24 protein-coding genes and 5 pseudogenes are annotated in these 24,110 nt (G+C 49.2%); 19 read left to right on the forward strand and 10 right to left on the reverse strand.

What is annotated here, in order from left to right; translation table 11 throughout:
* Window positions 1-506 precede the first annotated feature (506 nt).
* Together JQN59_RS24465 and JQN59_RS24470 are read left to right on the forward strand one after the other, a co-directional pair.
* Window positions 507-727: pseudogene (locus JQN59_RS24465) on the forward strand (type I restriction-modification system subunit M N-terminal domain-containing protein); the annotation flags it as partial.
* Between the two features lie 140 nt (window positions 728-867).
* Window positions 868-1,122 carry a hypothetical protein gene (locus tag JQN59_RS24470; RefSeq protein WP_000880375.1) on the forward strand — a complete coding sequence of 85 codons (255 nt, stop codon included), beginning with the start codon at window positions 868-870 and terminating at the stop codon, window positions 1,120-1,122.
* Window positions 1,123-1,124: 2 nt separating this feature from the next.
* Here the strand turns inward: JQN59_RS24470 and JQN59_RS24475 are convergent, their stop codons facing one another.
* From JQN59_RS24475 to JQN59_RS24485, 3 genes and pseudogenes are all read right to left on the reverse strand, one after another.
* Window positions 1,125-1,670 (reverse strand): 3'-5' exonuclease, encoded by a 546-nt coding sequence (locus JQN59_RS24475; protein WP_306307854.1) that lies wholly within the window; start codon window positions 1,668-1,670, stop codon window positions 1,125-1,127.
* A 111-nt stretch (window positions 1,671-1,781) separates the two neighbouring features.
* Window positions 1,782-2,786, reverse strand: a complete 1,005-nt coding sequence (locus tag JQN59_RS24480) for an IS110-like element IS4321 family transposase (RefSeq protein ID WP_000427623.1) — start codon at window positions 2,784-2,786, stop codon at window positions 1,782-1,784.
* A gap of 78 nt (window positions 2,787-2,864) precedes the next feature.
* Window positions 2,865-4,514 (reverse strand): annotated as a pseudogene (locus tag JQN59_RS24485) (Tn3-like element ISPa38 family transposase); the annotation flags it as partial.
* Window positions 4,515-4,684: 170 nt separating this feature from the next.
* On the opposite strand from JQN59_RS24485, the gene JQN59_RS24490 reads away from it, so the two are divergent.
* The 10 genes and pseudogenes from JQN59_RS24490 (at window position 4,685) to JQN59_RS24535 (ending at window position 11,846) form a co-directional block, all read left to right on the forward strand.
* The gene (locus tag JQN59_RS24490) at window positions 4,685-5,716 is read left to right on the forward strand and encodes an IS630-like element ISAhy2 family transposase (RefSeq protein WP_094935932.1); all 1,032 of its coding nucleotides are present in this window, start codon (window positions 4,685-4,687) and stop codon (window positions 5,714-5,716) included.
* A 311-nt stretch (window positions 5,717-6,027) separates the two neighbouring features.
* Window positions 6,028-7,164 carry an ISAs1-like element ISAs12 family transposase gene (locus tag JQN59_RS24495; protein ID WP_021141311.1) on the forward strand — a complete coding sequence of 379 codons (1,137 nt, stop codon included), beginning with the start codon at window positions 6,028-6,030 and terminating at the stop codon, window positions 7,162-7,164.
* 162 nt (window positions 7,165-7,326) lie between these two features.
* Window positions 7,327-7,488: a peptide-methionine (S)-S-oxide reductase gene (locus JQN59_RS27075; protein WP_223290059.1), complete on the forward strand. Its 162-nt coding sequence runs from the start codon at window positions 7,327-7,329 to the stop codon at window positions 7,486-7,488.
* Between the two features lie 58 nt (window positions 7,489-7,546).
* Entirely contained in the window at window positions 7,547-8,101 is a 555-nt protein-coding gene (locus JQN59_RS24505; protein WP_011711655.1) for a carboxymuconolactone decarboxylase family protein, read from the forward strand.
* 137 nt (window positions 8,102-8,238) lie between these two features.
* Window positions 8,239-8,754 (forward strand): YkgB family protein, encoded by a 516-nt coding sequence (locus tag JQN59_RS24510; RefSeq protein ID WP_011711654.1) that lies wholly within the window; start codon window positions 8,239-8,241, stop codon window positions 8,752-8,754.
* 236 nt (window positions 8,755-8,990) lie between these two features.
* Entirely contained in the window at window positions 8,991-9,437 is a 447-nt protein-coding gene (gene msrB, locus JQN59_RS24515) for a peptide-methionine (R)-S-oxide reductase MsrB (protein WP_011711653.1), read from the forward strand.
* A gap of 2 nt (window positions 9,438-9,439) precedes the next feature.
* Entirely contained in the window at window positions 9,440-9,940 is a 501-nt protein-coding gene (gene msrA, locus JQN59_RS24520; RefSeq protein WP_011711652.1) for a peptide-methionine (S)-S-oxide reductase MsrA, read from the forward strand.
* Window positions 9,937-10,509: a peptide-methionine (S)-S-oxide reductase gene (locus tag JQN59_RS24525; RefSeq protein ID WP_094762227.1), complete on the forward strand. Its 573-nt coding sequence runs from the start codon at window positions 9,937-9,939 to the stop codon at window positions 10,507-10,509. Before msrA (JQN59_RS24520) ends, JQN59_RS24525 begins: the two co-directional genes overlap by 4 nt.
* A 15-nt stretch (window positions 10,510-10,524) precedes the next feature.
* Window positions 10,525-10,794: pseudogene (locus JQN59_RS24530) on the forward strand (IS481 family transposase); the annotation flags it as partial.
* Between the two features lie 386 nt (window positions 10,795-11,180).
* Window positions 11,181-11,846, forward strand: a complete 666-nt coding sequence (locus JQN59_RS24535; RefSeq protein ID WP_163138160.1) for an ATP-binding protein — start codon at window positions 11,181-11,183, stop codon at window positions 11,844-11,846.
* An 11-nt stretch (window positions 11,847-11,857) separates the two neighbouring features.
* On the opposite strand, the gene JQN59_RS24540 is transcribed toward JQN59_RS24535, so the two are convergent.
* Complete coding sequence (locus tag JQN59_RS24540; protein ID WP_094935932.1) at window positions 11,858-12,889, reverse strand: IS630-like element ISAhy2 family transposase; 1,032 nt, start codon at window positions 12,887-12,889, stop codon at window positions 11,858-11,860.
* A gap of 182 nt (window positions 12,890-13,071) precedes the next feature.
* On the opposite strand from JQN59_RS24540, the gene JQN59_RS24545 reads away from it, so the two are divergent.
* Window positions 13,072-14,049: a sensor domain-containing diguanylate cyclase gene (locus tag JQN59_RS24545; protein ID WP_002119794.1), complete on the forward strand. Its 978-nt coding sequence runs from the start codon at window positions 13,072-13,074 to the stop codon at window positions 14,047-14,049.
* 219 nt (window positions 14,050-14,268) lie between these two features.
* Here the strand turns inward: JQN59_RS24545 and JQN59_RS24550 are convergent, their stop codons facing one another.
* The 5 genes from JQN59_RS24550 to msrA (JQN59_RS24570) all read right to left on the reverse strand — a co-directional run bounded on the left by JQN59_RS24550 (window position 14,269) and on the right by msrA (JQN59_RS24570) (window position 16,661).
* Window positions 14,269-14,916, reverse strand: a complete 648-nt coding sequence (locus tag JQN59_RS24550; protein WP_223846397.1) for a peptide-methionine (S)-S-oxide reductase MsrA — start codon at window positions 14,914-14,916, stop codon at window positions 14,269-14,271.
* Between the two features lie 220 nt (window positions 14,917-15,136).
* The gene (locus JQN59_RS24555; RefSeq protein ID WP_011711656.1) at window positions 15,137-15,382 is read right to left on the reverse strand and encodes a glutaredoxin family protein; all 246 of its coding nucleotides are present in this window, start codon (window positions 15,380-15,382) and stop codon (window positions 15,137-15,139) included.
* A gap of 54 nt (window positions 15,383-15,436) precedes the next feature.
* The gene (gene msrB / locus JQN59_RS24560) at window positions 15,437-15,877 is read right to left on the reverse strand and encodes a peptide-methionine (R)-S-oxide reductase MsrB (RefSeq protein WP_005403705.1); all 441 of its coding nucleotides are present in this window, start codon (window positions 15,875-15,877) and stop codon (window positions 15,437-15,439) included.
* A 31-nt stretch (window positions 15,878-15,908) separates the two neighbouring features.
* Window positions 15,909-16,169, reverse strand: coding sequence for a glutaredoxin (locus JQN59_RS24565; protein ID WP_005403706.1), 261 nt, complete (start codon window positions 16,167-16,169; stop codon window positions 15,909-15,911).
* Between the two features lie 3 nt (window positions 16,170-16,172).
* Window positions 16,173-16,661, reverse strand: a complete 489-nt coding sequence (gene msrA, locus JQN59_RS24570; protein ID WP_069785042.1) for a peptide-methionine (S)-S-oxide reductase MsrA — start codon at window positions 16,659-16,661, stop codon at window positions 16,173-16,175.
* Window positions 16,662-16,783: 122 nt separating this feature from the next.
* On the opposite strand from msrA (JQN59_RS24570), the gene JQN59_RS24575 reads away from it, so the two are divergent.
* The 4 genes and pseudogenes from JQN59_RS24575 to JQN59_RS24590 all read left to right on the forward strand — a co-directional run.
* Window positions 16,784-17,719, forward strand: coding sequence for an AraC family transcriptional regulator (locus JQN59_RS24575; protein ID WP_002123001.1), 936 nt, complete (start codon window positions 16,784-16,786; stop codon window positions 17,717-17,719).
* A gap of 2 nt (window positions 17,720-17,721) precedes the next feature.
* A complete protein-coding gene (locus JQN59_RS24580; RefSeq protein ID WP_223878984.1) occupies window positions 17,722-18,024 on the forward strand; it encodes a hypothetical protein in 303 nt (100 codons plus the stop codon).
* Window positions 18,025-18,074: 50 nt separating this feature from the next.
* Window positions 18,075-18,772 (forward strand): IS1 family transposase gene (locus JQN59_RS24585; protein ID WP_223274117.1). Its coding sequence is split into 2 segments (ribosomal slippage): window positions 18,075-18,324 and window positions 18,324-18,772, totalling 699 coding nucleotides; the frame shifts between segments, so codons are not numbered across the junction.
* A gap of 16 nt (window positions 18,773-18,788) precedes the next feature.
* Window positions 18,789-20,834, forward strand: a pseudogene (locus tag JQN59_RS24590) (Tn3 family transposase); the annotation flags it as partial.
* 40 nt (window positions 20,835-20,874) lie between these two features.
* Here JQN59_RS24590 and JQN59_RS24595 read toward each other — a convergent pair.
* Window positions 20,875-21,984, reverse strand: a pseudogene (locus tag JQN59_RS24595) (IS4-like element ISApu2 family transposase); the annotation flags it as partial.
* Window positions 21,985-22,140: 156 nt separating this feature from the next.
* On the opposite strand from JQN59_RS24595, the gene JQN59_RS24600 reads away from it, so the two are divergent.
* Window positions 22,141-22,512: a hypothetical protein gene (locus tag JQN59_RS24600; RefSeq protein ID WP_004099020.1), complete on the forward strand. Its 372-nt coding sequence runs from the start codon at window positions 22,141-22,143 to the stop codon at window positions 22,510-22,512.
* Between the two features lie 317 nt (window positions 22,513-22,829).
* Complete coding sequence (locus JQN59_RS24605) at window positions 22,830-24,098, forward strand: IS4-like element ISApu1 family transposase (RefSeq protein ID WP_011191342.1); 1,269 nt, start codon at window positions 22,830-22,832, stop codon at window positions 24,096-24,098.
* Window positions 24,099-24,110: the final 12 nt, after the last annotated feature.

Consider the following 24,110-nt stretch of genomic DNA (forward strand, 5'->3'; position numbering starts at 1 on the left):
AGGACTGTCGGAAAGTACGCTCAGAGAGGGTCGTTTAAGCATGATGCACCACCGCCAGCCAGCCTTAATAATGGTAATGTACCACTGGGTTACCAGACAGACCAGTAACGCATCAAACATAAAACTGTTTTTTAAAAAACGTCAGGAACGTAGCCTGACCTTTTAACCAGTGGTGTAAAAAACATACAGATTGCTCTGAGGTATGAGGTTCAGCAACTAGCCTTGTCGACGCAGAAACATTAAGTAATCAATAGCAGCTATCGCAAACAATGGTGAAAACCACCACGTGCTTTTCAACAAGCCAAGCGGCAGAAAGAGTACAGTTGCCATCGAATAAACAAAAACACGAACCATACCATCTGTAATAAACATAGGCTATTTGCAATCTGAGGTTGGATTGTAGATTTTAGTTAGAAATGGATCAAAGTCCGTTTTGTGCAAAACTTGGTTGACAACCCTCTTTTGGAAGATGTGCCGTTTCGTGCAAAAGTTGGTTGGAGGCCAAGATGGCAGAGTTCGTAGGTTCGGCTGCTTCGCAAGCTGATTTCATTTGGAAGAACGCGGAAGACCTGTGGGGGGGGATTTCAAGCATACCGACTTCGGCAAGATCATTTTGCCGTTTACTCTGCTGCGTCGATTGGAGTGCGCACTGGAGTCTACACGGGAAGCATCGCTCGATAGCCAACCAGCCACGATTGAGTTCTTAGAAGCAGAGTTCAGTGTTGATTTCGATGCGCTGCTATCTTGACCGCCAATCAGACCCGCATGGTTCAGGTTTGTGTATGAGAGTCCCCAAATGGCTGTAGTTCTAACCAAAGCCTTGATTGAAGCCGGCCGCGCCGGAAATAGTGGGTACAGAAAAGGCAGTTGCTTGCGCTGGGCGTAAGTTACCCGCCGAAAAGCGGCTGGATCGAACGACTGATCGGCACTGAGGTATCTGACGAGCAGTACGAACGCTTTCTGGGGCACAGCACGAGCAAGCAGGCTGAACAGATCCTACGCGGAGAGCAGCCAGCCAAGGGGCTTCAGTATGCAAAGCGAGCGAAGAAGCTCGCTTCTGAAAGAAAAGCCACAATTGATCTGGATAACGAGCACCTGTCTGAAATCGAAAAGTATCGGTAGCCCTAGACTTTTAGCCGCTGAAGATCTCTTAGATACCATTGGTGAAACTTGCTGAAGTCAGCCTTCTGTTTCTCTACCGTGCTGTTATAGATCGCATCACTGGTAACCGCACAAGCAGTCCAGCCAGCCTCATAGACGAAGCGAGTAGCTATCGGTGACTTCTTCGGGGTGCTATCCCAGCGGTTTTTGAGCCACCGCGCAAGCCCTTCATCAAGAGGGACCACCAGATTTAGCTGCTGTTTTGTGCGAGTGATACCGACATAAAACAGCCGACGTTCCTCCTCGATTTCCTCTTCGGCCGGAGGGGTGTTCATCGATGTGCGAACGCTGTAAACATCATCGGGTTTGCCGCCAGGAAATTCCTGCTCATTCAGCCCGATCAGGGGTCGTCTCAGAAAACGGAATCTATGGTCACTCCCGTTTTTGCAACACCGATTTTGACGACAAGTTGGCTTGCTTGAATCTATCCGGCGTCTGAATGGGATTTTATTCCCGCGCCTTGATGAGTTCCGCGCCTGATGAACCTCCAGAAAATATACGGCTTCAATGAGCCTTTCCGTTTTACAGGTTCCTCAACAGGCCGGTGGGCCGTTAGTATCATCAATATCAGTATTCGCAAAACCAGATCAGTAATTCTTTAAACCGGTGTATTTCTGCCGTTATGCTACATAAGTTTGCTGTCGTGCCGTTAGGGCCCAGGCTATTCTGGCCAGCTTGTTTGCCAGAGCACAAGTGACGACAAAGTTGCTTTTCCGGCACAGTAAATCCCTGACCCAATCGGCCAATTTGCCAGACTGGTGTTCCAGTTTTTGTATGAATACCCTGGCACATTGAACCAACAAAGTTCGGATCTTTTTATTACCTCGCTTACTAATTCCCAGCAATGTCGTCCTACCTCCCGTGCTGTACTGCCGAGGTACAAGCCCTGTTGCCGCCGCAAAGTCACGGCTGCTGGCGTACTGCTTCCCGTCGCCAATCTCAGTTGAAATAGTACTCGCTGTCAGTGTTCCGACGCAGGGAATGCTCAGCAAGCGCTGTCCAACCTCATCTTCGTCCAACTTTCGTTTCAACTGGGATTCCAAATCTTTAATCTGCTCAACAAGATAGTGATAATGCTGTTGTAATTTCAGCAATAACTGGCTGAGGTAAAGAGGCAAACTATTATCCTCAAGAATGGTACTCAGTCGGCTAATAACGGCAGCTCCTCGGGGAACGCTAATGCCAAATTCCAGCAGAAAAGCATGCATTTGATTGGTTGTTTTTACCTTATCCTGAACCAGGGATTCACGGACACGATGCAGAGCCCGCATTGCCTGCTGAGATTCCGTTCTGGGCTGCACAAAACGCATAGACGGACGCGATGCAGCTTCACAAATAGCTTCGGCGTCGACAAAGTCGTTTTTATTGCTTTTAACGAACGGGCGGACAAATTGTGGTGATATCAGCTTTGGGGAATGCCCCAACTCTTCCAACTTGCGTGCCATAAAGTGAGAACCGCCACAGGCTTCCATTGCGATGGTTGTAGCGGGGCATGTCGCCAAAAATTCGATCAACTTTGGCCGGGTAAATTTTTTACGGTAAACAGCCTTCCCGCGACGATCCTGGCAATGAATATGGAAAGAGTTTTTACCCAGATCGATACCAATGAGCGCAATGTTTTCCATGATAGTTCTCCGAATGAAAGCCTGTCCTCAGCATAGTACCGGGAAGGAGGGAGTGACCATCTCATTAAATAAAGCACGCTAAGCCGGTTGCAGCGGCCGTAGCGGCCTGAACTTGCCCGCGCCGATCTTGGCGCTGCTGCGCCAGAGGTAATCGCCGGTCAGGTTGATGTGCTCCCAGCCGAGCGGCGACAGGTACTGCAACAGGCCGTCATCGACGGCTTGACCGTGGCCACGCAAGGCGTTCGCGGCCCGCTCCAGATAGACCGTGTTCCATAGCACGATGGCCGCCGTCACCAGGTTGAGGCCGCTGGCCCGGTAGCGCTGCTGCTCGAAGCTGCGGTCGCGGATTTCCCCCAGGCGGTTGAAGAACACGGCGCGGGCCAGCGCGTTGCGCGCCTCGCCTTTGTTCAGCCCGGCATGCACGCGGCGGCGCAGCTCGACGCTTTGCAGCCAGTCCAGGATGAACAGTGTGCGCTCGATGCGTCCCAGCTCACGCAGGGCGACGGCCAGGCCGTTCTGGCGCGGGTAGCTGCCAAGCTTCCTGAGCATCAGCGAGGCCGTCGCCGTGCCCTGCTTGATCGAGGTGGCCATCCGCAGGATTTCATCCCAATGGGCGCGGACGTGCTTGATGTTGAGCGTGCCGCCGATCATCGGTTTCAACGCCTCGTAGGTGGCATCGCCCTTCGGGATGTAGAGCTTGGTGTCGCCCAGGTCACGAATGCGCGGGGCGAAGCGGAAGCCCAGCAGGTGCATCAACGCGAAGACGTGGTCCGTGAACCCTGCCGTGTCGGTGTAGTGCTCCTCGATCCGCAGGTCGGATTCGTGATACAGCAGGCCGTCGAGCACGTAGGTCGAGTCGCGCACGCCGACGTTCACGACCTTGGTGTGGAACGGCGCGTACTGGTCGGAGATATGGGTGTAGAACGTCCGCCCTGGGCTGCTGCCGTATTTCGGATTGATGTGGCCGGTGCTCTCGGCCTTGCTGCCGGTGCGGAAGTTCTGGCCGTCCGACGATGACGTGGTGCCGTCGCCCCAATGCTCGGCGAAGGGATGTCGGAACTGCGCGTTGACCAGCTCGGCCAGTGCCGCCCCGTAGGTTTCGTCGCGGATGTGCCAGGCTTGCAGCCAGGCCAGCTTGGCGTAGGTCGTGCCGGGGCACGATTCCGCCATCTTGGTCAGGCCCAGGTTGATCGCGTCGGCGAGGATCGTGGTCAGCAACAGGTTTTTGTCCTTGGCCAGGTCGCCTGACTTCAGGTGGGCGAAGTGCCGGGTGAAGCCCGTCCATTCGTCTACCTCCAGCAGCAATTCGGTGATCTTGACGTGCGGTAGGATCATCGCCGTCTGGTCGATCAGGGCCTGTGCGGTATCGGGCACCGCCGCATCGAGCGGCGTGATCTTCAGGCCCGACTCCGTGATGATGGCGTCCGGCAGCTCGTTGGCCAGCGCCATGCGGTTGACGGTGGCGAGCTGCGTTTCCAGCAGCGTCAGCCGGTCATGCAGGTACTGGTCGCAATCGGTGGCCACGGCCAGCGGCAATTCGCTGGCCTGCTTGAGGCTGGCGAATTTCGCGGGCGGCACCAGGTAGTCCTCGAAGTCCTTGAACTGGCGCGAGCCTTGCACCCAGATGTCGCCGGAGCGCAGCGCGTTCTTCAGCTCCGACAGCGCGCACAGTTCGTAGTAGCGCCGGTCGATGCCGGTGTCGGTCATCACCAGCTTCTGCCAGGGGGAACCGCAGAATTCGGAAAAAATCGTACGCTAAGCTAACGGTGTTCTCGTGACAGCTCTTTGACTAAATAGCTGTTCCGAATAGTAGATCACCGGAGGAAGGGAACTCAGTCCAGTTTGTGCGATCTGATTAGTCGCTAAACAAAACAAGCCACACCCAAAGGACTGAGTTGATGCCTATCCTACCACCTCTGCCACGACCACAACGGCGCCGCATTCACAAAATCATCCATGCCACCCGTGATAAAGGACATGCTCGTCGCTTGATGGCCATCTTGCTGTTACATGAAGGACGCACGATCACCGATGTTCATCACCTTACCGGCGCTGCGCGCTCGACCATCGGTTGTTGGCTTCGGTGGTATCGAGATGAAGGCATAGATGCGCTAGAAGCCTTACCGGCTGGCCGTGCCCCAGTCTTACCTATCGCCAAGATTGTCACCTTACTGGTGCTGCTCATGCAGTTTTCTCCGCAAGATTTTGGTTATCAGCGCAGCCGTTGGTGTACTGAACTATTGGCTATAAAAATCAATCGGTTAACAGGGCTCAATGTGGCAGCCTCCACGCTCCGCCGATGGTTACCTCGTATGGGCATTGTCTGGCGCAGGCCCGTGCCGACCTTGCGGATAAAAGACCCAGCCTATCAGGAAAAAATGGCGAATATCGACGCCGCGCTGGCCCGCTGTGATGCCGATAATCCGGTGTTTTATGAGGATGAAGTCGATATAGACCTCAATCCCAAATTAGGAGCCGACTGGATGTTCAGAGCGCAGCAAAAGCGGGTTGTCACACCGGGGCAGAATGCCAAGCATTATCTGGCAGGCGTTCTCCACGCAGGCAACGGAAGGGTACTTTACGTCAGCGGGATCAAGAAAAACTCATCGCTGTTTATTGCCATGCTGGAAAAGCTGCGCCACCACTACCGACGAGCCAAAACCATCACGTTGATCCTCGATAACTACATCATTCACAAAAGCAAACAGACCGAGCGATGGTTGAAGAAGAATCCCAAGTTCTGCCTGGTGTTCCAGCCAGTTTACAGCCCTTGGGTTAATCACATAGAACGGCTATGGCACAAGTTACATGAAACCATCACGCGCAATCATCAATGCAGAGGGATGGCAAACCTGCTGGCCCGAGTGAAACACTTCATGGATACCGTGTCTCCTTTCCCGGGGAATGGCTATGGCACAGCGAAGGTGTAGCACTATTGGGATCAGTTATTTAGCATAGATCCAGGGCGAGATCGTGAACATTTTGTTAAAAATTAAAAATAGTTTTTTGCCTACAAAACAAATACTTATAGGCCTGTGATATGCAGTTAACTTTATAGTCAGGATCGCCTTCACACTTTTTAATCGTCACTGCACGTCATTTCAGCTCAAAAAATGCGCATGAAATCCAAAAAATGATAATTTCCATGATTTCCATAGTTAACAATTTGCTCACATCCTCACCCTGAAATTTGACCTGGTGATCCGGCTGTGATCTCATGCTCCTTTTCAGGAGTGCTCTCATGTCTATTGATGCCGTTTTCGCTCAGTTCTTCGACAATATTCACGACCCTCGCCAGCATGCCAAGATTTATTATCCCTTCTACGATGTCCTGTTTCTCACCGTCTGTGCCGTGATCGGCGGGGCTGAGGGCTGGGAAGATATTGAGGATTTCGGCGAGGTTCATCTTCCCTGGTTTCAATCCAAGGGACTGTTTAAAAACGGCATTCCTGTCCATGACACCATTGCCAGGATCATCTCCGGCATCAAACCAGAGCCGTTTCAGGCCGCCTTTGTGCGGTGGACTCAAGCCATTAACCAGCACACCGATGGCGCCCTGGTCGCTATCGATGGCAAAACCCTGCGCAGTTCCTATGACCGTGAGGATCGAACGTCGACCATTCACATGGTCAGTGCCTATGCCGCCGCCAATAAGCTGGTGCTCGGACAGATAAAAACCGACGCCAAGTCCAATGAAATTACCGCTATTCCCGAGTTGCTGGCGCTGCTCGACATCAAAGGCTGCCTGGTATCCATCGATGCGATGGGGTGCCAGACCGAGATCGCCGAGACCATCCTTCAGCAAGGTGGCGATTACTTATTGGCCGTCAAAGGCAACCAACCCAAGTTGTTCGAGGCGGTTCGACAGGCCCTCGCCCCGCTGGCGGCCACCCCGTTATGCGCAGAGACGATGACGCTTGAGAAGGCTCATGGCCGCATCGATGGTCGTGAGTACCATGTCATGGCGGCGGGCGAGTTGGCCGCCCAGTTTCCTCATTGGAAACAGTTGCACAGCATTGGCGTGGCCATCTCCTATCGCGTTGAAAATATGCAAAAAATTACCATAGAGCAGCGTTATTTCATCAGTTCCAAAGCGTTGGTGCAGGATGAGTTTGCGCGAGCGGTGCGTGGGCACTGGGCCATCGAAAATAGCCTGCACTGGGTGCTGGACGTCACGATGGGCGAGGATGATTGCCCGATTTATCGCGGTGATGCCGCAGAGATTTTGGCGTGCATCCGGCACATGGGGCTGAACATGCTCAGGGCCGAGACTTCACGCAAGGCGAGCGTAAGACGGAAGCAAAAAATCGCAGGAATGAGCAGTGAATATCTGGAAACGGTACTCAATGCGGGTCTCAAAAAACTGGGTGAAATTTAACAAAATGTTCACGCTCTCACCCTGACATAGCCCCTACGTAAACTGTCTAATAAGTCACATTATACGAACTATTGAGCATGTTATATCTATTTTACATGCTGTAAATTCAGTTCCATTAGTAAATAGATAAAAACCAAGGAGGCTTTATGAAAAATAAATAATGTGATCGTTGCCGGAGGGTGTTTTTGGAGTCTCGAAGACCTCCTTAGAAATCAGGACGGCGTGACGTCAACGAAGGTGTGTAGTGGCACTGAAATGGCGACTGCGCAAGACGTGAAGATGAGCTGTCTGATAGCAACGGATTATCAAGCAGAACCTTCTTAAATACAATTTATTCCACGCCAATACAGCGTGCTGTCTTTCAAATCACTAGGAGAAATTTATGTCACGTTTGAACACCCCTACCACAATCGACGCCGCGCCTACTGCTACCCATACCTCACTCAAGGCTGTGGAAAAACAACTGGGCCGCGTTCCTAACATGTTCCGCGTCGTTGCCAACAGCCCTGCTGCGCTGACTGGCTACCTGCAATTGAGCGCAGCATCAGCACAGGGCGGCTTGGGTACAGCGACTCTTGAGCGTATTGCCCTAGCCGTCGCTGAGATCAACGGCTGCGATTATTGCCTTGCTGGCCATTCCTTCCTAGGCCGTAAGGTGGCCAAGCTTGATGATGCTGAACTCACTGCCAACCGCAGCGGTGCATCAAATGACCCTAAGGCCGACGCAGCCGTGCGTTTTGCTGCCGCCGTAGTCCGCCAGCGCGGGCAAGTCAGCAATGACCAGGTCCAAGCGGTGCTGAACGCTGGCTACAGTGATGCACATGTAGTGGATATTCTGTTGGCTGTTGCCCTGAACACTTTCACTAACTACGTTAACGAAGTGACACAGACCGAGGTCGACTTCCCGGCCGTTCAACCACTAGGCATTGATGTCTAATCCATTGGTGCTCAACTACAGCAATTACCTAAGTTAGGTTCGACTCGAGTAAACATATAGTTTTTCTCAAGAGTCATATCATTTTAGTGGGCTACATAGAGTGAGTCCACATGGCTAAAAATAATTGGAGATATAAGATGACTATTCCCGAAATTGAAAATGGTGTCCAGACTACCAATATCCTTAGTAATAATCTCGGTGCAAAAGTCACTAAGTTTGGTATAGGTGGCATCTACGTTGCCATGACGATAATATATTTGTGGTTTGGTGGTATGAAATTCACTAGCTACGAAGCAAACGGTATACATGGTTTTGTTAGTAATAGCCCTCTGCTTTCATGGATGTATAGTTTCCTCAGCATTCAAGGATTCTCAAATTTTCTGGGTGTGCTTGAAATTTCAGTTGGCCTGTTAATCGCTGCACGAGTTTTCTCCCCTAAGCTCGCAATCTTGGGCGGTGTACTTTCAACCGGACTCTTTTTTACGACATTGTCGTTCATGCTGACTACACCCGGTGTTTTTGAGGCATCTCTTGGGTTTCCTGCGATCTCTGTGGTTCCTGGCCAGTTTTTGCTAAAAGATTTAGGCTTGTTTGTCGTGTCTATATTTATCGTAGGCACATCACTTACAGCACTGGAGCACAAAAACAAATAAGCCGCATCCGAAACAACTATAAGTTAGAGGGCCTTAAATTCTGCGGTATAGGTCTTGCAGTTCTTTTTAGCTGTCATAGGCACCTCGTTATGTGATTTTACTCACTTAGCGCGGTGTACAGAACTACTGGATCAGATCATTTTTTCGGGTTAACGGCCTAAGTGAAATAAATTCTGTAAACAGAAGGTCTCTTATAATCTGAAAGGCACATGGCTCTACTCTATAAGAGGACATTTATGAATACCTATCAAAAATCTATGAATGCGATTTCTGCTCTGACTAAGGAGCAGTATCGGGTGACGCAAGAAAATGGTACAGAGCGTCCAGGGACTGGTGAATTGCTAAAGAACACCAAGCCCGGCATTTACGTGGATATCGTGTCAGGTGAGCCTTTATTTGCGTCTTCTGCCAAGTATGAATCAGGGTGTGGTTGGCCGAGCTTTACCAAAGCGATAGACTCTGTCAACGTAATTGAAATCACTGATAGGTCGCACGGCATGACCCGCACAGAAGTGCGCTCAACTCATGGCGACAGTCACTTAGGCCATGTATTTTCAGACGGTCCCAAAGACCAGGGTGGCCTACGTTATTGTATTAACTCAGCGTCATTACGTTTTATTCCTAGGGAAGAAATGGCAAGTAAAGGTTACGCAGAGTATTTAGACCAAGTAGAGGACATTTAATTATGGCAATTGAACGCGCAGTATTAGCCGGTGGCTGCTTTTGGGGCATGCAGGATCTTATCCGCAAACGTCCCGGTATCACTTCAACCCGAGTAGGTTATACCGGTGGTGAAGTGGCTAATGCTACCTACCGCAATCATGGTAACCATGCTGAAGGCATTGAAATAATGTTCGATAATGAAATCACCAGCTATCGACAAATTTTAGAGTTTTTCTTTCAGATTCATGACCCTAGTACAGTAAATAGACAAGGTAATGACAAGGGCACATCTTATCGCTCAGCCATTTATTATACCTCTGAGGCACAGCATGCTGAGGCAGTAAAAACCATTGCTGACGTGGATGCTTCGGGATTATGGCCTGGAAAAGTAGTGACTGAAGTCGAACCTGCAAGTGATTTTTGGGAAGCGGAGGCTATGCATCAGGACTATTTGGAACTCCGACCAAATGGCTATACCTGCCACTTCCCCAGACCAGACTGGAAGTTGCCCTCATCTCAATGAGTTTGCAGCAGCCCACACAGACTTGCAATTTGCATACGACAACCACCCTTAATACAATCGGCTTAGGCGGTGGTTGTCACTGGTGCACCGAAGGCGTATTTTCATCACTTATTGGCATTGCTACTGTCAATCAAGGTTGGATCGCCTCAATTGGTGACAACGCTCAGTTCAGCGAAGCCATTGAAGTGGTTTTTGATCCGACTGTTATTTCTTTATCAACCTTGATCGAAACCCATTTACATACTCACGCGAGCACATCAAACCACTCAATGCGTGGTAAATATCGTTCAGCGATATACGCTTATGATGAGGTTCAGTATAACCAGGCTGTAAACATATTAGATGCCTGTAGAGCTGATTTTGAGCAGCCAGTCATTACTCAGGTTTATTTTTTTAAGGATTTTAAAGCGAATAAAACTGAGCTTATCGACTACTTTTATACAGCACCCAACAGACCATTTTGTCAAAGGTACATTCATCCAAAACTCACCTTCTTATTAGCACGTTTCAGCCACTATGTTGATACGCATAAATTGACAGAGTCAGGTGTAGAGTTAACATCGATATAGGCTGTGCTACTCTGCAAGTTCGAGCGTCATGATTACCAACTCTAGTAGTGGCATCGATCACACGAAAACTAAAACGATGTCACCGCAAACGAATGGGATCTGCGAGCAGTTTGATAAGGCGATCCTGAACGAGTTTTATCAGGTGGCTTTTCGCAACAAGTTAATCAAACGCTGGAGACGCGGCAAAATGATCAGGATGAGTGGCTGTCTTACAACAATGAACGAACTCATCAGGGCAAAATGTGCAACGGCAGAACGTCAGTTGAAACTGATCTGATCCAGTAGTTCTGTACACCGCGCTAAGTGAGTAAAATCACATAACGATACAACAACGTTACCCTACATAATCCCAAACTAATTTATCGTTGGAAACGCGAGTTATCCGTGAAGATGATAGAGCTTCTACGCGAGATCCTTTCCAACTGAGTCTGTTCGATGCTCTGTTATACCAATATCTTTGGAAACGCCCTTCGATGGTAGCTTGTTGCTTCTATCAACATTCATACACTTTTGTGAAAAAAATTTCCTGTGTATTTATCGGTATAGCATAAAGTCCATAATCAAATTAAAACGCTACCTAGTACAAAATTGCCTATTATTTAACCTTGACACTACCAATATGCACTGATCTGATATATATTGATTTAATGTATATTTTGCAGGCGATTTTTATGAAAAGTGCACTACTGCGGATCATCACCAACCAGAGCGCGTTTCCTTCATTGACGGAAATATCCTTGACGGGTCATAGCAACATCTCAGGGACAAACGGAGCAGGAAAAACCTCATCTCTTGTTCTGGTTCCTGTTTTTTATGGGATTGACCCTCAGTATATGGTCAGAGAAAAGCCTAAAACCTTTCTGGATTTCTATCTTTCTAAAGCACGTAGTTTTGTCATTTTTGAATATCAACGACAAGATCAGATCTCCTGTGTCGTGCTTTACAGACATAACAACACGTTGCATTACAGGTTTGTCAAAGGGGACGCCGATTCCACTTTATTTACAGAACAGAGCAAAATGAAGCTGAATAATGCGGAAAATATTGATTGCTGGCTCTCGGAAGACATCGCTCAGATAACAGAAGTGTCCCGGCAGATCAAAACCATCAAGGATTACTGCGCAATTATCCAGCACAACTTGTCGCACCTATCCCCGATTAAAGCTCGACAGTCAGGACTCAAGGATATTGCTGATAAATTCTCTCTGTGCCGTCCAGGGAAATCAATGAGGCACATTGAACGCTTAACGTCCGTCATGCACAAAAAAACAAAATTGATGGAAGGGTTAAAAGACATGGTTGCAGATTGCTTTATTGACAGTCAGCTAAATAACTGATCCCAATAGTGCTACACCTTCGCTGTGCCATAGCCATTCCCCGGGAAAGGAGACACGGTATCCATGAAGTGTTTCACTCGGGCCAGCAGGTTTGCCATCCCTCTGCATTGATGATTGCGCGTGATGGTTTCATGTAACTTGTGCCATAGCCGTTCTATGTGATTAACCCAAGGGCTGTAAACTGGCTGGAACACCAGGCAGAACTTGGGATTCTTCTTCAACCATCGCTCGGTCTGTTTGCTTTTGTGAATGATGTAGTTATCGAGGATCAACGTGATGGTTTTGGCTCGTCGGTAGTGGTGGCGCAGCTTTTCCAGCATGGCAATAAACAGCGATGAGTTTTTCTTGATCCCGCTGACGTAAAGTACCCTTCCGTTGCCTGCGTGGAGAACGCCTGCCAGATAATGCTTGGCATTCTGCCCCGGTGTGACAACCCGCTTTTGCTGCGCTCTGAACATCCAGTCGGCTCCTAATTTGGGATTGAGGTCTATATCGACTTCATCCTCATAAAACACCGGATTATCGGCATCACAGCGGGCCAGCGCGGCGTCGATATTCGCCATTTTTTCCTGATAGGCTGGGTCTTTTATCCGCAAGGTCGGCACGGGCCTGCGCCAGACAATGCCCATACGAGGTAACCATCGGCGGAGCGTGGAGGCTGCCACATTGAGCCCTGTTAACCGATTGATTTTTATAGCCAATAGTTCAGTACACCAACGGCTGCGCTGATAACCAAAATCTTGCGGAGAAAACTGCATGAGCAGCACCAGTAAGGTGACAATCTTGGCGATAGGTAAGACTGGGGCACGGCCAGCCGGTAAGGCTTCTAGCGCATCTATGCCTTCATCTCGATACCACCGAAGCCAACAACCGATGGTCGAGCGCGCAGCGCCGGTAAGGTGATGAACATCGGTGATCGTGCGTCCTTCATGTAACAGCAAGATGGCCATCAAGCGACGAGCATGTCCTTTATCACGGGTGGCATGGATGATTTTGTGAATGCGGCGCCGTTGTGGTCGTGGCAGAGGTGGTAGGATAGGCATCAACTCAGTCCTTTGGGTGTGGCTTGTTTTGTTTAGCGACTAATCAGATCGCACAAACTGGACTGAGTTCCCTTCCTCCGGTGATCTACTATTCGGAACAGCTATTTAGAGTTAAATCAACGATTTAATTCATTTTTCTATGCAGGATCTTTGAAAAATGCAGTAGAAAAACGGAGAAGTACATGACCTTTAGTTTAGCTCAAACAGCTAGTGCAGAAACCACACTAAAAGCACCTGCTGAAGCAGATCAGAACCTGCGGGATATCACTGAACTGGCGTGTTATATCTGTGATGCACCAGTGGCTATGGTGACGCGAACCGATGACACAAAGCTGAATCTAATTGCAAAAGTTGGTATTTCGCGTACCTCTGTATTAATTAAAGAGTCCTTTTGCGTGTATGCAATGGAAACACCTGATGCGGTAATGGTGGTCCCTGACGCTACTTTAGATCACAGATTCAGTACCAATGCTATGGTGATTTCAGGACCTGGCTACCGATTTTATGCTGGCTCGCCGCTGATTGATCCCGAAGGTGCAGTGATTGGTACTATTTGTGTCTATGATCATGTTCCTAAGCAGCTGAACCAGCGGCAGATAAGCTCTTTGCAGGCTCTGTCCAGACAAGTGATCGCCATACTGGAGCTGAAAAAAGTCGGCGAACAATTACATAATACCAGCATGACGGATGCGCTGACAGGGGTGAACAACAGAAGAGCTTTTGACCTCAAGTTTGAAGCTGAATTTGCTCGCTGGCAAAGAACAGGACAATCTTTTGTACTGGCATTGATTGATATTGATCACTTTAAGAGTTTTAACGACAGCTATGGTCATGCCGCAGGAGATGAGGCACTGAGTCAAGTCGCGGCTCTGTTTCAGCGCCATAGCAGGAACTATGACTTTTTCGCCCGTTATGGTGGTGAAGAGTTTGTGCTGATCCTGCCAGGCACAGACACAGCGTCCGCAAATAAAACACTGGAAAAGTTAAGGCTGGTAGTGGCTAACCATGAGTGGTTATTACGACAATTAACGGTCAGCATAGGTTTGGCCAGCGCTGATTTATTTGACGACAAAAAGCAGTTGCTCGAAGTCGCCGATCAGATGTTATACAAAGCTAAAACCCAAGGCCGCAATCAAACCAGTGTGTTCGCCACACTGTAAGAGATCTGTTCATGCTGCGCTGATCTCAAGACCTCATAAAAACTGAGGTCTTGCTTCGGTCGATAAGCTGGTCTGATATTGGCATTATTTATTCCTTTCAAATACATGGGTAATGCGACTTACACAGATTTTTTATGCTCTCTTGGACTCCATGTGAAGGAGATCGTCACATTCTTTACATATAGAAAATAGAGTTCTTTAGCCAGCTGCAATTTCAGATTAACCGATTCGGTAAGCTTTCTGCATTTCCGGAGACAACTTTTTTAGCCAGCTTGAGAGACTGAAGCCTTTTCTATCGGTACTATTTAATTTAGTAAAATACAGATGTTCATCCCAGCGAGGACCGAAATCTACTTCTGCAAGACTTACAAGCTGTTTGTTTCTGCGAAGACGATGCTTTTGATGGTAATCTTCGGCGGGCCAAAAATAACCATTTTGTTCTCCGGCCTCAATCACCTCGGGAGATTTCTCCTTTCCAATCGCTTGAATCAGTTCTTCAGCTACTTGTTTTTGCTCCAGATCAAAAACAAAAAGTATCTGGCGATACTGGCCCTGCTTTCTACCATGAACAGACCATGATTCAAAACTTCCAAGAAGTTCCCTGTAGCTGATTTGGTCTTTATCGTAGATCACTCTGACGACTTCGGCGTGTCCGTTGATGTTGCGGTAACTCGGATCCAGAGTTGATGCTCCAGCGTAGCCAACACGTGTTTGCACTACTCCCTGCGTCCCTCCAAAATTAGAATCCGGTCCCCAAAAGCAACCCATGCCGAAAACCGTTTGACTAAGCTTCCCGATTTTCAATGCTTCTTCGATTGCTTCAGGGGTTGCAAATTCATAGCTTTCAACACCGTCTTCTTTATTCATTTTTAGATCCGACATATTTTTCACCTAACTTTCAAAAATTGAAGCCACTCCCATTCCTCACGCCGTGCAAACGACGATAAGACCACGTTTTCCAACACCAGCTTGATGAAGTATCTTTGCTAAAACTCCGCAGCATGTTTCTTGGTAACACAACTGCGGAAAATTGCTGTAATCATTGATCTTACTGCTTATTAAGTTATTAATAATTCTAAAAAACTCATTATTTCATTGAAGCTTCCAACCACCTGTCAAGGTCCTTGAACTTGGGGTTTCTCAGCTTCTTTGTCCCAACCACTATTGTCGGGAAATTCAGCTTTCCGTTCGAATAGAGGGAGCACAGTTCATCAGCAGCCGCGTCGTCTTCATGAACATCCAAAAAAACAAACTGGCTCCCTTTTTCTTGCAAGTACGAATGGTAAATCTTGGTTTTATGGCAGTCTTTATGACCGAACAGCTTAATCAACACGAACGGCTCCTTTTTTCAAAAGGTTCACTTTCATAAACCCCCTCGATTTAAAAATTATTCTACAAACTTCAATGACTCCGAGTTAATACAGAATCGGACCCCTGATGGCTCAGGACCGTCTGGAAAAGCGTGCCCCAGATGGGCTTCGCACACATTGCATAGCACTTCGATTCTGCGCCCGAAGGTCGTATCCAGTTCATATTGAATTACGTTGTCTGCGACTGGCTCAGAAAAACTCGGCCATCCCGTTCCCGAATCGAACTTTAGGTTCGAGTCAAAGAGTTCGGTGTCGCAGCCCACACAGGCGTACCTTCCAGCTTCATAAAATGAACAGAGTTCTCCGGTGTGCGCGCGTTCGGTGCCTTTCATCCGCATGACCCGAAATTGCGCTGGCGTCAGAATTTCTTTCCACTCTTCCTCGCTCTTTTCTACTTTTTTGGGAGGCGCGGGAGTGCCGTTATCCAGGTAGTTGTAAATGCTTTTCCAATTGAACATATATTTGCTCCTTTATTTTAGGGTTCACTCTTTAGCTATCAATCCACGAGAAGAAGTCTGTAGCACTACCAATGAATTCTCCATCCACAAAAACTTGCGGTACAGTTTGGAGATTTGTTCTTTCCTTCAACTCCAGGTAAGTCTTCGGATCGTCGTCTACGCGAATTTGTTTGAAATCGACCTTTTCAGCAGTTAGGTAATTCTTCACGCGTGCGCAAAATGGACAATGGTCTTTCGTATAAATAACAACATTCTTAAGTGCTTTCATTTTTTCCTCGTTCATTTGGTTCATGATTTAGTCTCTTTCAAAATGGCAAGAGTATCCGCTGGGATTCCTCTGCAAATAGTTTTGGTGATATGCCTCAGCGTCGTAGAATTCTTTTTCCAGGGTGACGGTCGTGACCACTTCATTCTCGAAGCGACCGATCTCATTGACCTCATCAATCACGTTTTCGATAATCGCTTTCTGTGCATCGTCACGATAGAACGCTGCCGAGCGATACGAAGTGCCAACATCATTTCCTTGGCGATTCTTCGTAGTCGGATCATGGATTTTGAAAAAGTAATGTAGAATCTCTTCGAGAGATATTTCGTCTTGGTCGTATTCCACGCGAACCGCTTCGGCGTGCCCCGTTTTCCCTGTTATAATATCGGCGTAGGTAGGATCATCAAAATCTCCGCCAGAGTAGCCCACCTTCGTTGACGTCACACCGTCCAGACTCCTAAGGAGGTCTTCGAGACCCCAAAAACACCCTCCGGCAACGATCACATAATCTAGTTTCATAAAGCCTCCTTAGTTTTCATCCACTTACTGATTAGACTGACTTTACAGCATGTAAAATAGATATAATATGTTCAATAGTTCGTATAACATGACCTATTGGACAGTTTACGTAGGAGCTACATATGGATGTTCTCAGTGAAATTTTAGATAAGGTAGAGCTTACTAGCAGCTACTGGTATAGAACCTCATTTGCGGGAGACTGGGGCATCAGCCTCCCGCAGGAAGAGAATCTAGCGAGATTTCACATCGTGACTCATGGCGAGTTTTGGTATGAGGTGCCAAAACTTAAACTTAAAGCATTGGCGGAGCAGGGCGATATTTTGATCTTTTTCAAAGGGATGGAGCACACCATGGCCAGTGCACCAAAAATCAAGGCCGAGCCTGCGGTCGAATTTAGAGCTAAAGCCAACCTCACCGAAGCTCAAGTTTTGGAATACGGTGATCAGAGCAAGCTCAAAGCCAACGTCGTTTGCGGACATTTTTGTTTTAATGGCGGACCCGATCATCCATTCTTAAATTCGCTGCCAAATGTCGTGCATATCAAGAGTGCTGATAACTCCCACTCGCCTTGGCTTGCCATGCTTTTAAGTATTATAGAGCAGGAAGCAAAATCAGGGCTTCCTGGAAGCAACACGTTAGTCAGAAAGCTGACCGAAATTATCTTCGTGCAAGCGTTAAGAATCCACATGTACAAATCCAATAAAAATGCTGGATTCTTCAAACTGATCGAAAATCCGCAACTCAGCAAAACCTTGGAAGCTATTCATCATAGTCTCGATAAAAAATGGGGTCTTGACGATCTCGCCGGGATTGCGGGGATGTCGCGTACGAACTACAGCGTCAAATTTAAGGAGCTGTCAGGCATGACACCTCTTGATTATTTAACCTATTGTCGGCTTGAAAAAGCAAAGCAGCTGCTTAAAGAATCCGGTAAGTCTGTTCCCGAAGTGAGTGAAGCCATTGGGTATCCGGCACATGAACACTTTCAAAAGTTGTTTAAGAAAAAAATTGGCAAAACTCCTAGCGCGTACAGAAAAGAAAATTCTGAAAAGGTGTAAAAATGAATATCTATAACTCTCCTGTTACCAAAATAGCTTTCTGGGTCATAGTCATTGGTGGTGCGGCTTGCCTGCTTATCCCTTTGTTTGCACCTCTTCTTCCGCTGCAATATTTGAAAGGTTATGGCGAAATAGGAGATGTTCTTGGAGGTATTTCAAGCCCATTTGTACAAATTCTGGGTTCAGTGCTTCTCTTTCTGGTGTTAAAAGCTCAGATTGACGCTAATGGCATCCTCCATCAGCAAATCGAAAAGGAATATACGAAGGAGCAACTGAGGCACGAGTTGAATCAGCTTCACGGGTAATGGTGCCAACTTACTGATTTAGTGTATGATGGTGTTTTTGAGGTGCTCCAGTGGCTTCTGTTTCTATCAGCTGTCCCTCCTGTTCAGCTACTGAAGGCGTGGTGCGTAACGGTAAAAGTACTGCCGGACATCAGCGCTATCTCTGCTCTCACTGCCGTAAAACATGGCAGCTACAGTTCACTTACACCGCTTCTCAACCCGGTACGCATCAGAAAATCATTGATATGGCCATGAATGGCGTCGGATGTCGCGCCAGTGCACGCATTATGGGCGTTGGCCTCAACACGATTTTACGACACTTAAAAAACTCAGGCCGCAGTCGGTAAACTCACGCATACAACCGGGCAGTGACGTCATTGTTTGCGCGGAAATGGACGAACAGTGGGGTTACGTCGGCGCTAAATCACGCCAGCGCTGGTTGTTTTACGCGTATGACAGGATACGGAGGACGGTTGTGGCGCACGTATTCGGTGAACGCACGTTGGCCACGCTGGAGCGTCTTCTGGGCCTGCTGTCGGCCTTTGAGGTCGTGGTATGGATGACGGATGGCTGGCCGCTGTATGAATCACGCCTGAAGGGAGAACTGCACGTTATCAGCAAGCGATATACGCAGCGCATTGAGCGGCATAACCTGAATCTGAGGCAGCATCTGGCAAGGCTGGGCAGGAAGTCACTGTCGTTCTCAAAATCGGTGGAGCTGCATGACAAAGTCATCGGGCATTATCTGAACATAAAACACTATCAGTAAGTTGGAGTCATTACCCAGGACCCTGAAAGATCTTGATCGTGCCGCGCTATTACTGGCACGGGCATGCACGTTATTACTTGATGAGAACACCGATGAAGCAGCTCTGCGGCAGGCTATTTTTCGCCGCATACCAAAGGACAAACTGGCTGAATCCGTCGGCAAGGTAAATGAGCTGGCGCGCCCGCAAGATACTCAGTTTCAGGATGAAATGGTGGAACAATATGGACGGGTGAAGCGTTTCCTGTCCGCGATGTTGCGTGACTTACACTTTCAGGCCGCCCCGGCCGGGGAGCTCACGTTGTCAGCAATCCATTATCTGGCCGAACTGAGTGGCTCAAAAAAGCGAATTCTCGACGATGCACCAGAGCAAATCATTTCCGGCCCATGGAAACGTCTGGTCTACGACAGAGATGGTAGGATTCTACGAGCGGGTTACTCGCTGTGTCTTCTCGAGCGCCTTCAAGATTCTTTGCGCCGTCGTGATCTCTGGCTGGAGAACAGTGATCGGTGGGGGGACCCGCGTCAAAAATTGCTTCAGGGAGCTGAATGGCAGGCACAACGCATCCCGGTATGTCGGGCGCTGGGTCATCCATCAGACGGAACTAAAGCAGCAGAACAACTGGCTACGCGGCTTGATGACACATGGAAATCAGTGGCTTCACGTTTTGCCTGCAACGCAGCGGTCAGCATAAGCAATGAAGGTAAGCATCCCTCACTGACGATTAGCAGTCTGGATAAACTGGATGAGCCACCGGCACTGATACAATTGAATCGTCGGGTAAGAGAATTGATCCCTCCGGTTGATCTGACGGAGCTGTTGCTTGAAATAGATGCCCGAACCGGTTTTACCCGCGAATTCAGCCACGTCAGTGAATCAGGTGCTCGGGCGCAGGATCTCCAGGTCAGTCTGTGCGCAACACTGCTGGCAGAAGCATGCAATATAGGGCATGAACCCCTGATAAAGCATAATATTCCCGCGCTTACTCGCCATCGTCTGAGCTGGGTTAAACAAAATTATCTCAGGGCAGAAACGCTGGTCACCGCTAATGCACGGCTGGTTGATTTTCAGTCCACGCTGCCGCTCGCGGGGTACTGGGGAGGTGGTGAGGTTGCCTCCGCAGATGGTATGCGTTTTGTCACACCGGTTAAAACGGTTAATTCCGGACCAAATCGTAAATACTTTGGTTCAGGACGCGGTATCACCTGGTACAACTTCGTCTCCGATCAATACTCCGGTTTCCATGGCATTGTAGTTCCCGGGACGCTTCGTGATTCCATCTTTGTACTGGAAGGGCTTCTGGAGCAGCAGACCGGGCTGAATCCGGTAGAAATTATGACGGACACGGCAGGATCCAGCGATATCATTTTTGGCCTGTTCTGGTTACTGGGCTACCAGTTTTCCCCTCGTCTGGCCGATGCAGGCGGGGCGATATTCTGGCGGGCAGATAAAACGGCACATTATGGTGCCCTGAATGAGCTGGCCCGGGGATGTGTTGAACTGTCAAAAATAGAATCCCAATGGGATGAAATGATGCGAATGGCGGGCTCACTGAAGCTTGGGACCATCCATGCATCAGAGCTTATTCGTTCACTGTTGAGAAGTAGCCGACCATCTGGTCTGGCTCAGGCGATTATGGAAGTGGGCCGGGTCAACAAGACGTTGTATCTTCTCAACTATATCGATGATGAGGATTACCGGCGTCGGATCCTCACTCAGCTCAACCGGGGAGAAGGACGCCATGCAGTGGCTCGAGCCATTTGCTACGGACAACGTGGTGAGATTAGAAAACGCTACCGTGAAGGGCAGGAAGATCAACTCGGTGCTCTGGGTCTGGTGACCAATGCGGTTGTGCTGTGGAATACACTTTACATGCAGGAGGCGTTGTCACATCTTCGCAAATCGGGGGAAACACCTGAAGAGGAGCATCTGGCAAGATTATCGCCGCTGATACATGGCCATATAAATATGCTGGGACATTATACGTTTTCGTTACCGGAAGATATTCTGAAGGGCGAGTTAAGACCATTAAATTTGAATACAAACAATGAATTAACCTCTTAGCGTGGTTTTTTACATCATTGGACCTCGAACCCCGCATTAACCAAAGCGCGCTGTTTTTGGCAATCTTCAGCATCGATAACTCCGCGCTGCCAATCAGCGTCAGCGCCAGCCGACGTTTGACCAGCAAGGCCAGCAAACTAGCCCAGATCAAGCCTTCCGCTATCGCTTTTTGTCGTGTCGCGAACGCCTTCAACCGGTTATGTGATTTCAGCTCTTTGAACAACAGTTCGATCTGCCAACGGCAACGATACAATGCCATCACCTTCTCGGCTGGCCATCGCTCACGCGGAAGATTGGTCATCCATATACAGAACCGTTTTTCCTCTGCAAACCAACGTCTTATGAGTCGATATTTATACTTTCCCGAACTCACATCCAGATCCAGAACCTCGGCTCTGCAGCTTCTCCGATCGATATCCTTGAGCTTTTTTCCGAGTAACTTGGGCATTTCCCTGCCGTCCTGTCGGTAAGCTGCCTGTACTTTGGGATTGAGATTTTGACTCCCTCTGACCAGATAGCTTCCTTTGGCTTTGGTCACATCAGCAAAGTACTCGCGGCTGATGTAACCGGCATCCGCCAATAACAGTTTGTTATTTAACGAATTTTCGGCCGGAAGATGCTTGCGCTCCGATTCGGTATCCGCCGTGATACTCATCGATATCGGCGACTGGTCCAGCAAGGACATGGTCATATGACACTCTACCGCAGCGGGGCTGTGCTTATTGAATCGGCCCGGGAAATGTTCTGCCAATTGCGGATGTAACGCGAATGACGACCCGTCCTGCAGCAGTACCTGCTCAAAGCCTGCCAGTCCGTGGGCGTCCGGTAGACACTCCTTGAGGCGTAAGGCGATGGCTCGTTCAACCAGTGCGCGCATGAACAAGGGAAAACCCTGCTTGCGTAACTGGTTGTGAAAGGGTTTATACGCTATTTGGTCAGTATCATGGAGCTGCAACGCATTGAAATGGCGATGCAAACCAGCAATACCATCCACCTTGTCGCAACCAAGCCCTGAGAGCAGAGCCGGGAGTAGTCTCGCAGGCTGGATATCCCGGAGTCGCTGACAAAAACCGGTAAATTTACCGATCCGGTTGAGTTCAGAAGAGCTAAGAAGTTGCTTGAGGTACTGGGTTGCATTTATAATAGTCATGGCTTCGGGCGTGTCGGTTTTTTTTTGCGATTAAATCAGATCACAAACGAAGCCTTTTTTCTATCTATTTCAATTGGTTGTAGCTAAAGATCCTGTACATGACAGGTCACTGCAGCGGCCAAACTGTTGCCACATCTCAGTTCAGGAGGAAACGCAATGACTCAGGAAAGGATCCAGACCCGCTACCCACTCGGCGGCCCCTTCGCCACCCAGGCTGAGCTGGAGCAGGCCATCACCCAGGCCATAACGACCCACAGACAAGATTTCTTCCCTCTGCTGGAACGGCTGGTGGACGTGGGGGACACCCGGGTCAACCTCAGTCAGGAGAACCCGCTGCGGGTGCTCAGCATCGAACTCGCTGACGGCCGTGAAGGAGTGGCCCATATCAACTACGAGTCCAACTTCGCCGAGAGCTGCCTGATTATCAACGAATACGACCAGCACCAGACCAGCCTGGCCTTTCGCCTCGACGGGGATGCACTTATCTTCGACGTCGAACTGCCGATCGCGTGGAATTTCAATAACTGAAGATTCAGCGGTGTAATGCCGCCTGGTTGCTACACCCGGTCAGCCAGCTCCCCTCACCCTAACCCTCTCCCAAAGGGAGAGGGGATCAGCCCGTGCCAACCTCCAGCCGTGGTAGTCACTCCATACTCTGCTGTTATTTCAGGCGCCTGTAATCTTCCCCATATGGCTGTCATCTGAATAGCAATATCCAGCATATAGCCACCATAACCCTCACTCATGTACAGGATCTTTAGCGGCAACCAATTGAAATAGATATAAAAAAGGCTTCGTTTGTGATCTGATTTTATCGCCAAACAAAATCAACACGCGCGAAGCCTATGACTATTATCAACGCTAATTACTATCTGGAGCAACTCTTGGCTCCCGCCGCACTCGAGCGCATTGCTCGGCTCTGCAAGTTTTGTCTGCGTCAGCGTGCCATTACCCCAGCCATGCTCGTACCTGCACTGCTGCGGGCCATGGGAGGCGACCAGGTCAATGACATTGCCGGTTTACACCGCCATTTCAATGCCTTGCAACTGGTAAACACCCATCAGGTTTCTTACAAACCGTTTCACAATCAGCTGCGCAAAGAGAGCTTTGCCCTGTTTATGAAAGCCCTGGTCGAGCGGGCCATCGCCTTGCGTATCGACCATCAACTCAAAGCAGCCTCCCTCGGCGCGTTCAAGCAGGTGTTACTGCACGATGGCACCTCCTTTGCGGTGCATCGGCGCCTTGCTGCTGATTTTCCCGGCCGGTTCAAGACCATCAGTCCGGCAGCTATCGAGTGCCATATGACCATGTCACTGTCGGAGCAGAGCCCGTTGTGCATGAGTGTGTCTGCCGATACCGCAGGGGAACGGCAATTTCTGCCTGAAGCCCACACGCTGACCAACTGCCTGCTGCTGGCTGACGCAGGTTACATTGACAGGGCTTGGTTTGAGCAGGTGAACGACGCTGGCGGATTTTATCTGGTGCGCGGCACGAAAAGCCTGAACCCCAAGATAATCCAAGCCTGGCGCGGTGATGGACGGGAAGTACCCAAGCTGGCGGGACTATCTCTGAGAGAGGCCGGACGGCGACGCTGTCGGGCCGAGGTACTGGATATGGTGGTGAAGTCCGGCCAGGTCGAGTACCGGTTGATCCGGCGCTGGTTTGCTGAGGAAAAGCGGTTCTGTCTGTGGATGACGAACCTACCGCGAGCAGCATGGTCAGCAGAGCAGGTGATGAGCCTGTATCGCTGCCGTTGGCAGGTGGAGTTGTTATTTAAAGAGTGGAAATCGCACAACCGGCTCAAGGGGTTTGTGACGGGCGAGAAAGCGATTGCCGAGGGGTTGGTGTGGACGAGCCTGCTGTCGCTGGTGATGAAGAGACGGGTCGCGCAGAGTGTGATGAGTGGGGCGCTATCGATGCTGAAAGCGTCGAAGAACAGTGCGACGTGGTGGCTACCGCTATTGGAAGCAGTGGCCCATAGGGCGCTGACAGAAATAAGGGAAAGATTGGAATGGGCTGCCGATTATTTGGCCAAGAACGCCTGCCGAACCAAGCAGAGAAAGTCGATACAGAACAGGACCTTGGAAGGCGTTTTAAATGGACTCGCCGCTTAAGGTCCTGTACAT

Origin of the sequence: Citrobacter sp. B72, assembly GCF_016894305.1 — a bacterium.
Lineage (GTDB): Bacteria > Pseudomonadota > Gammaproteobacteria > Enterobacterales > Enterobacteriaceae > Citrobacter > Citrobacter portucalensis.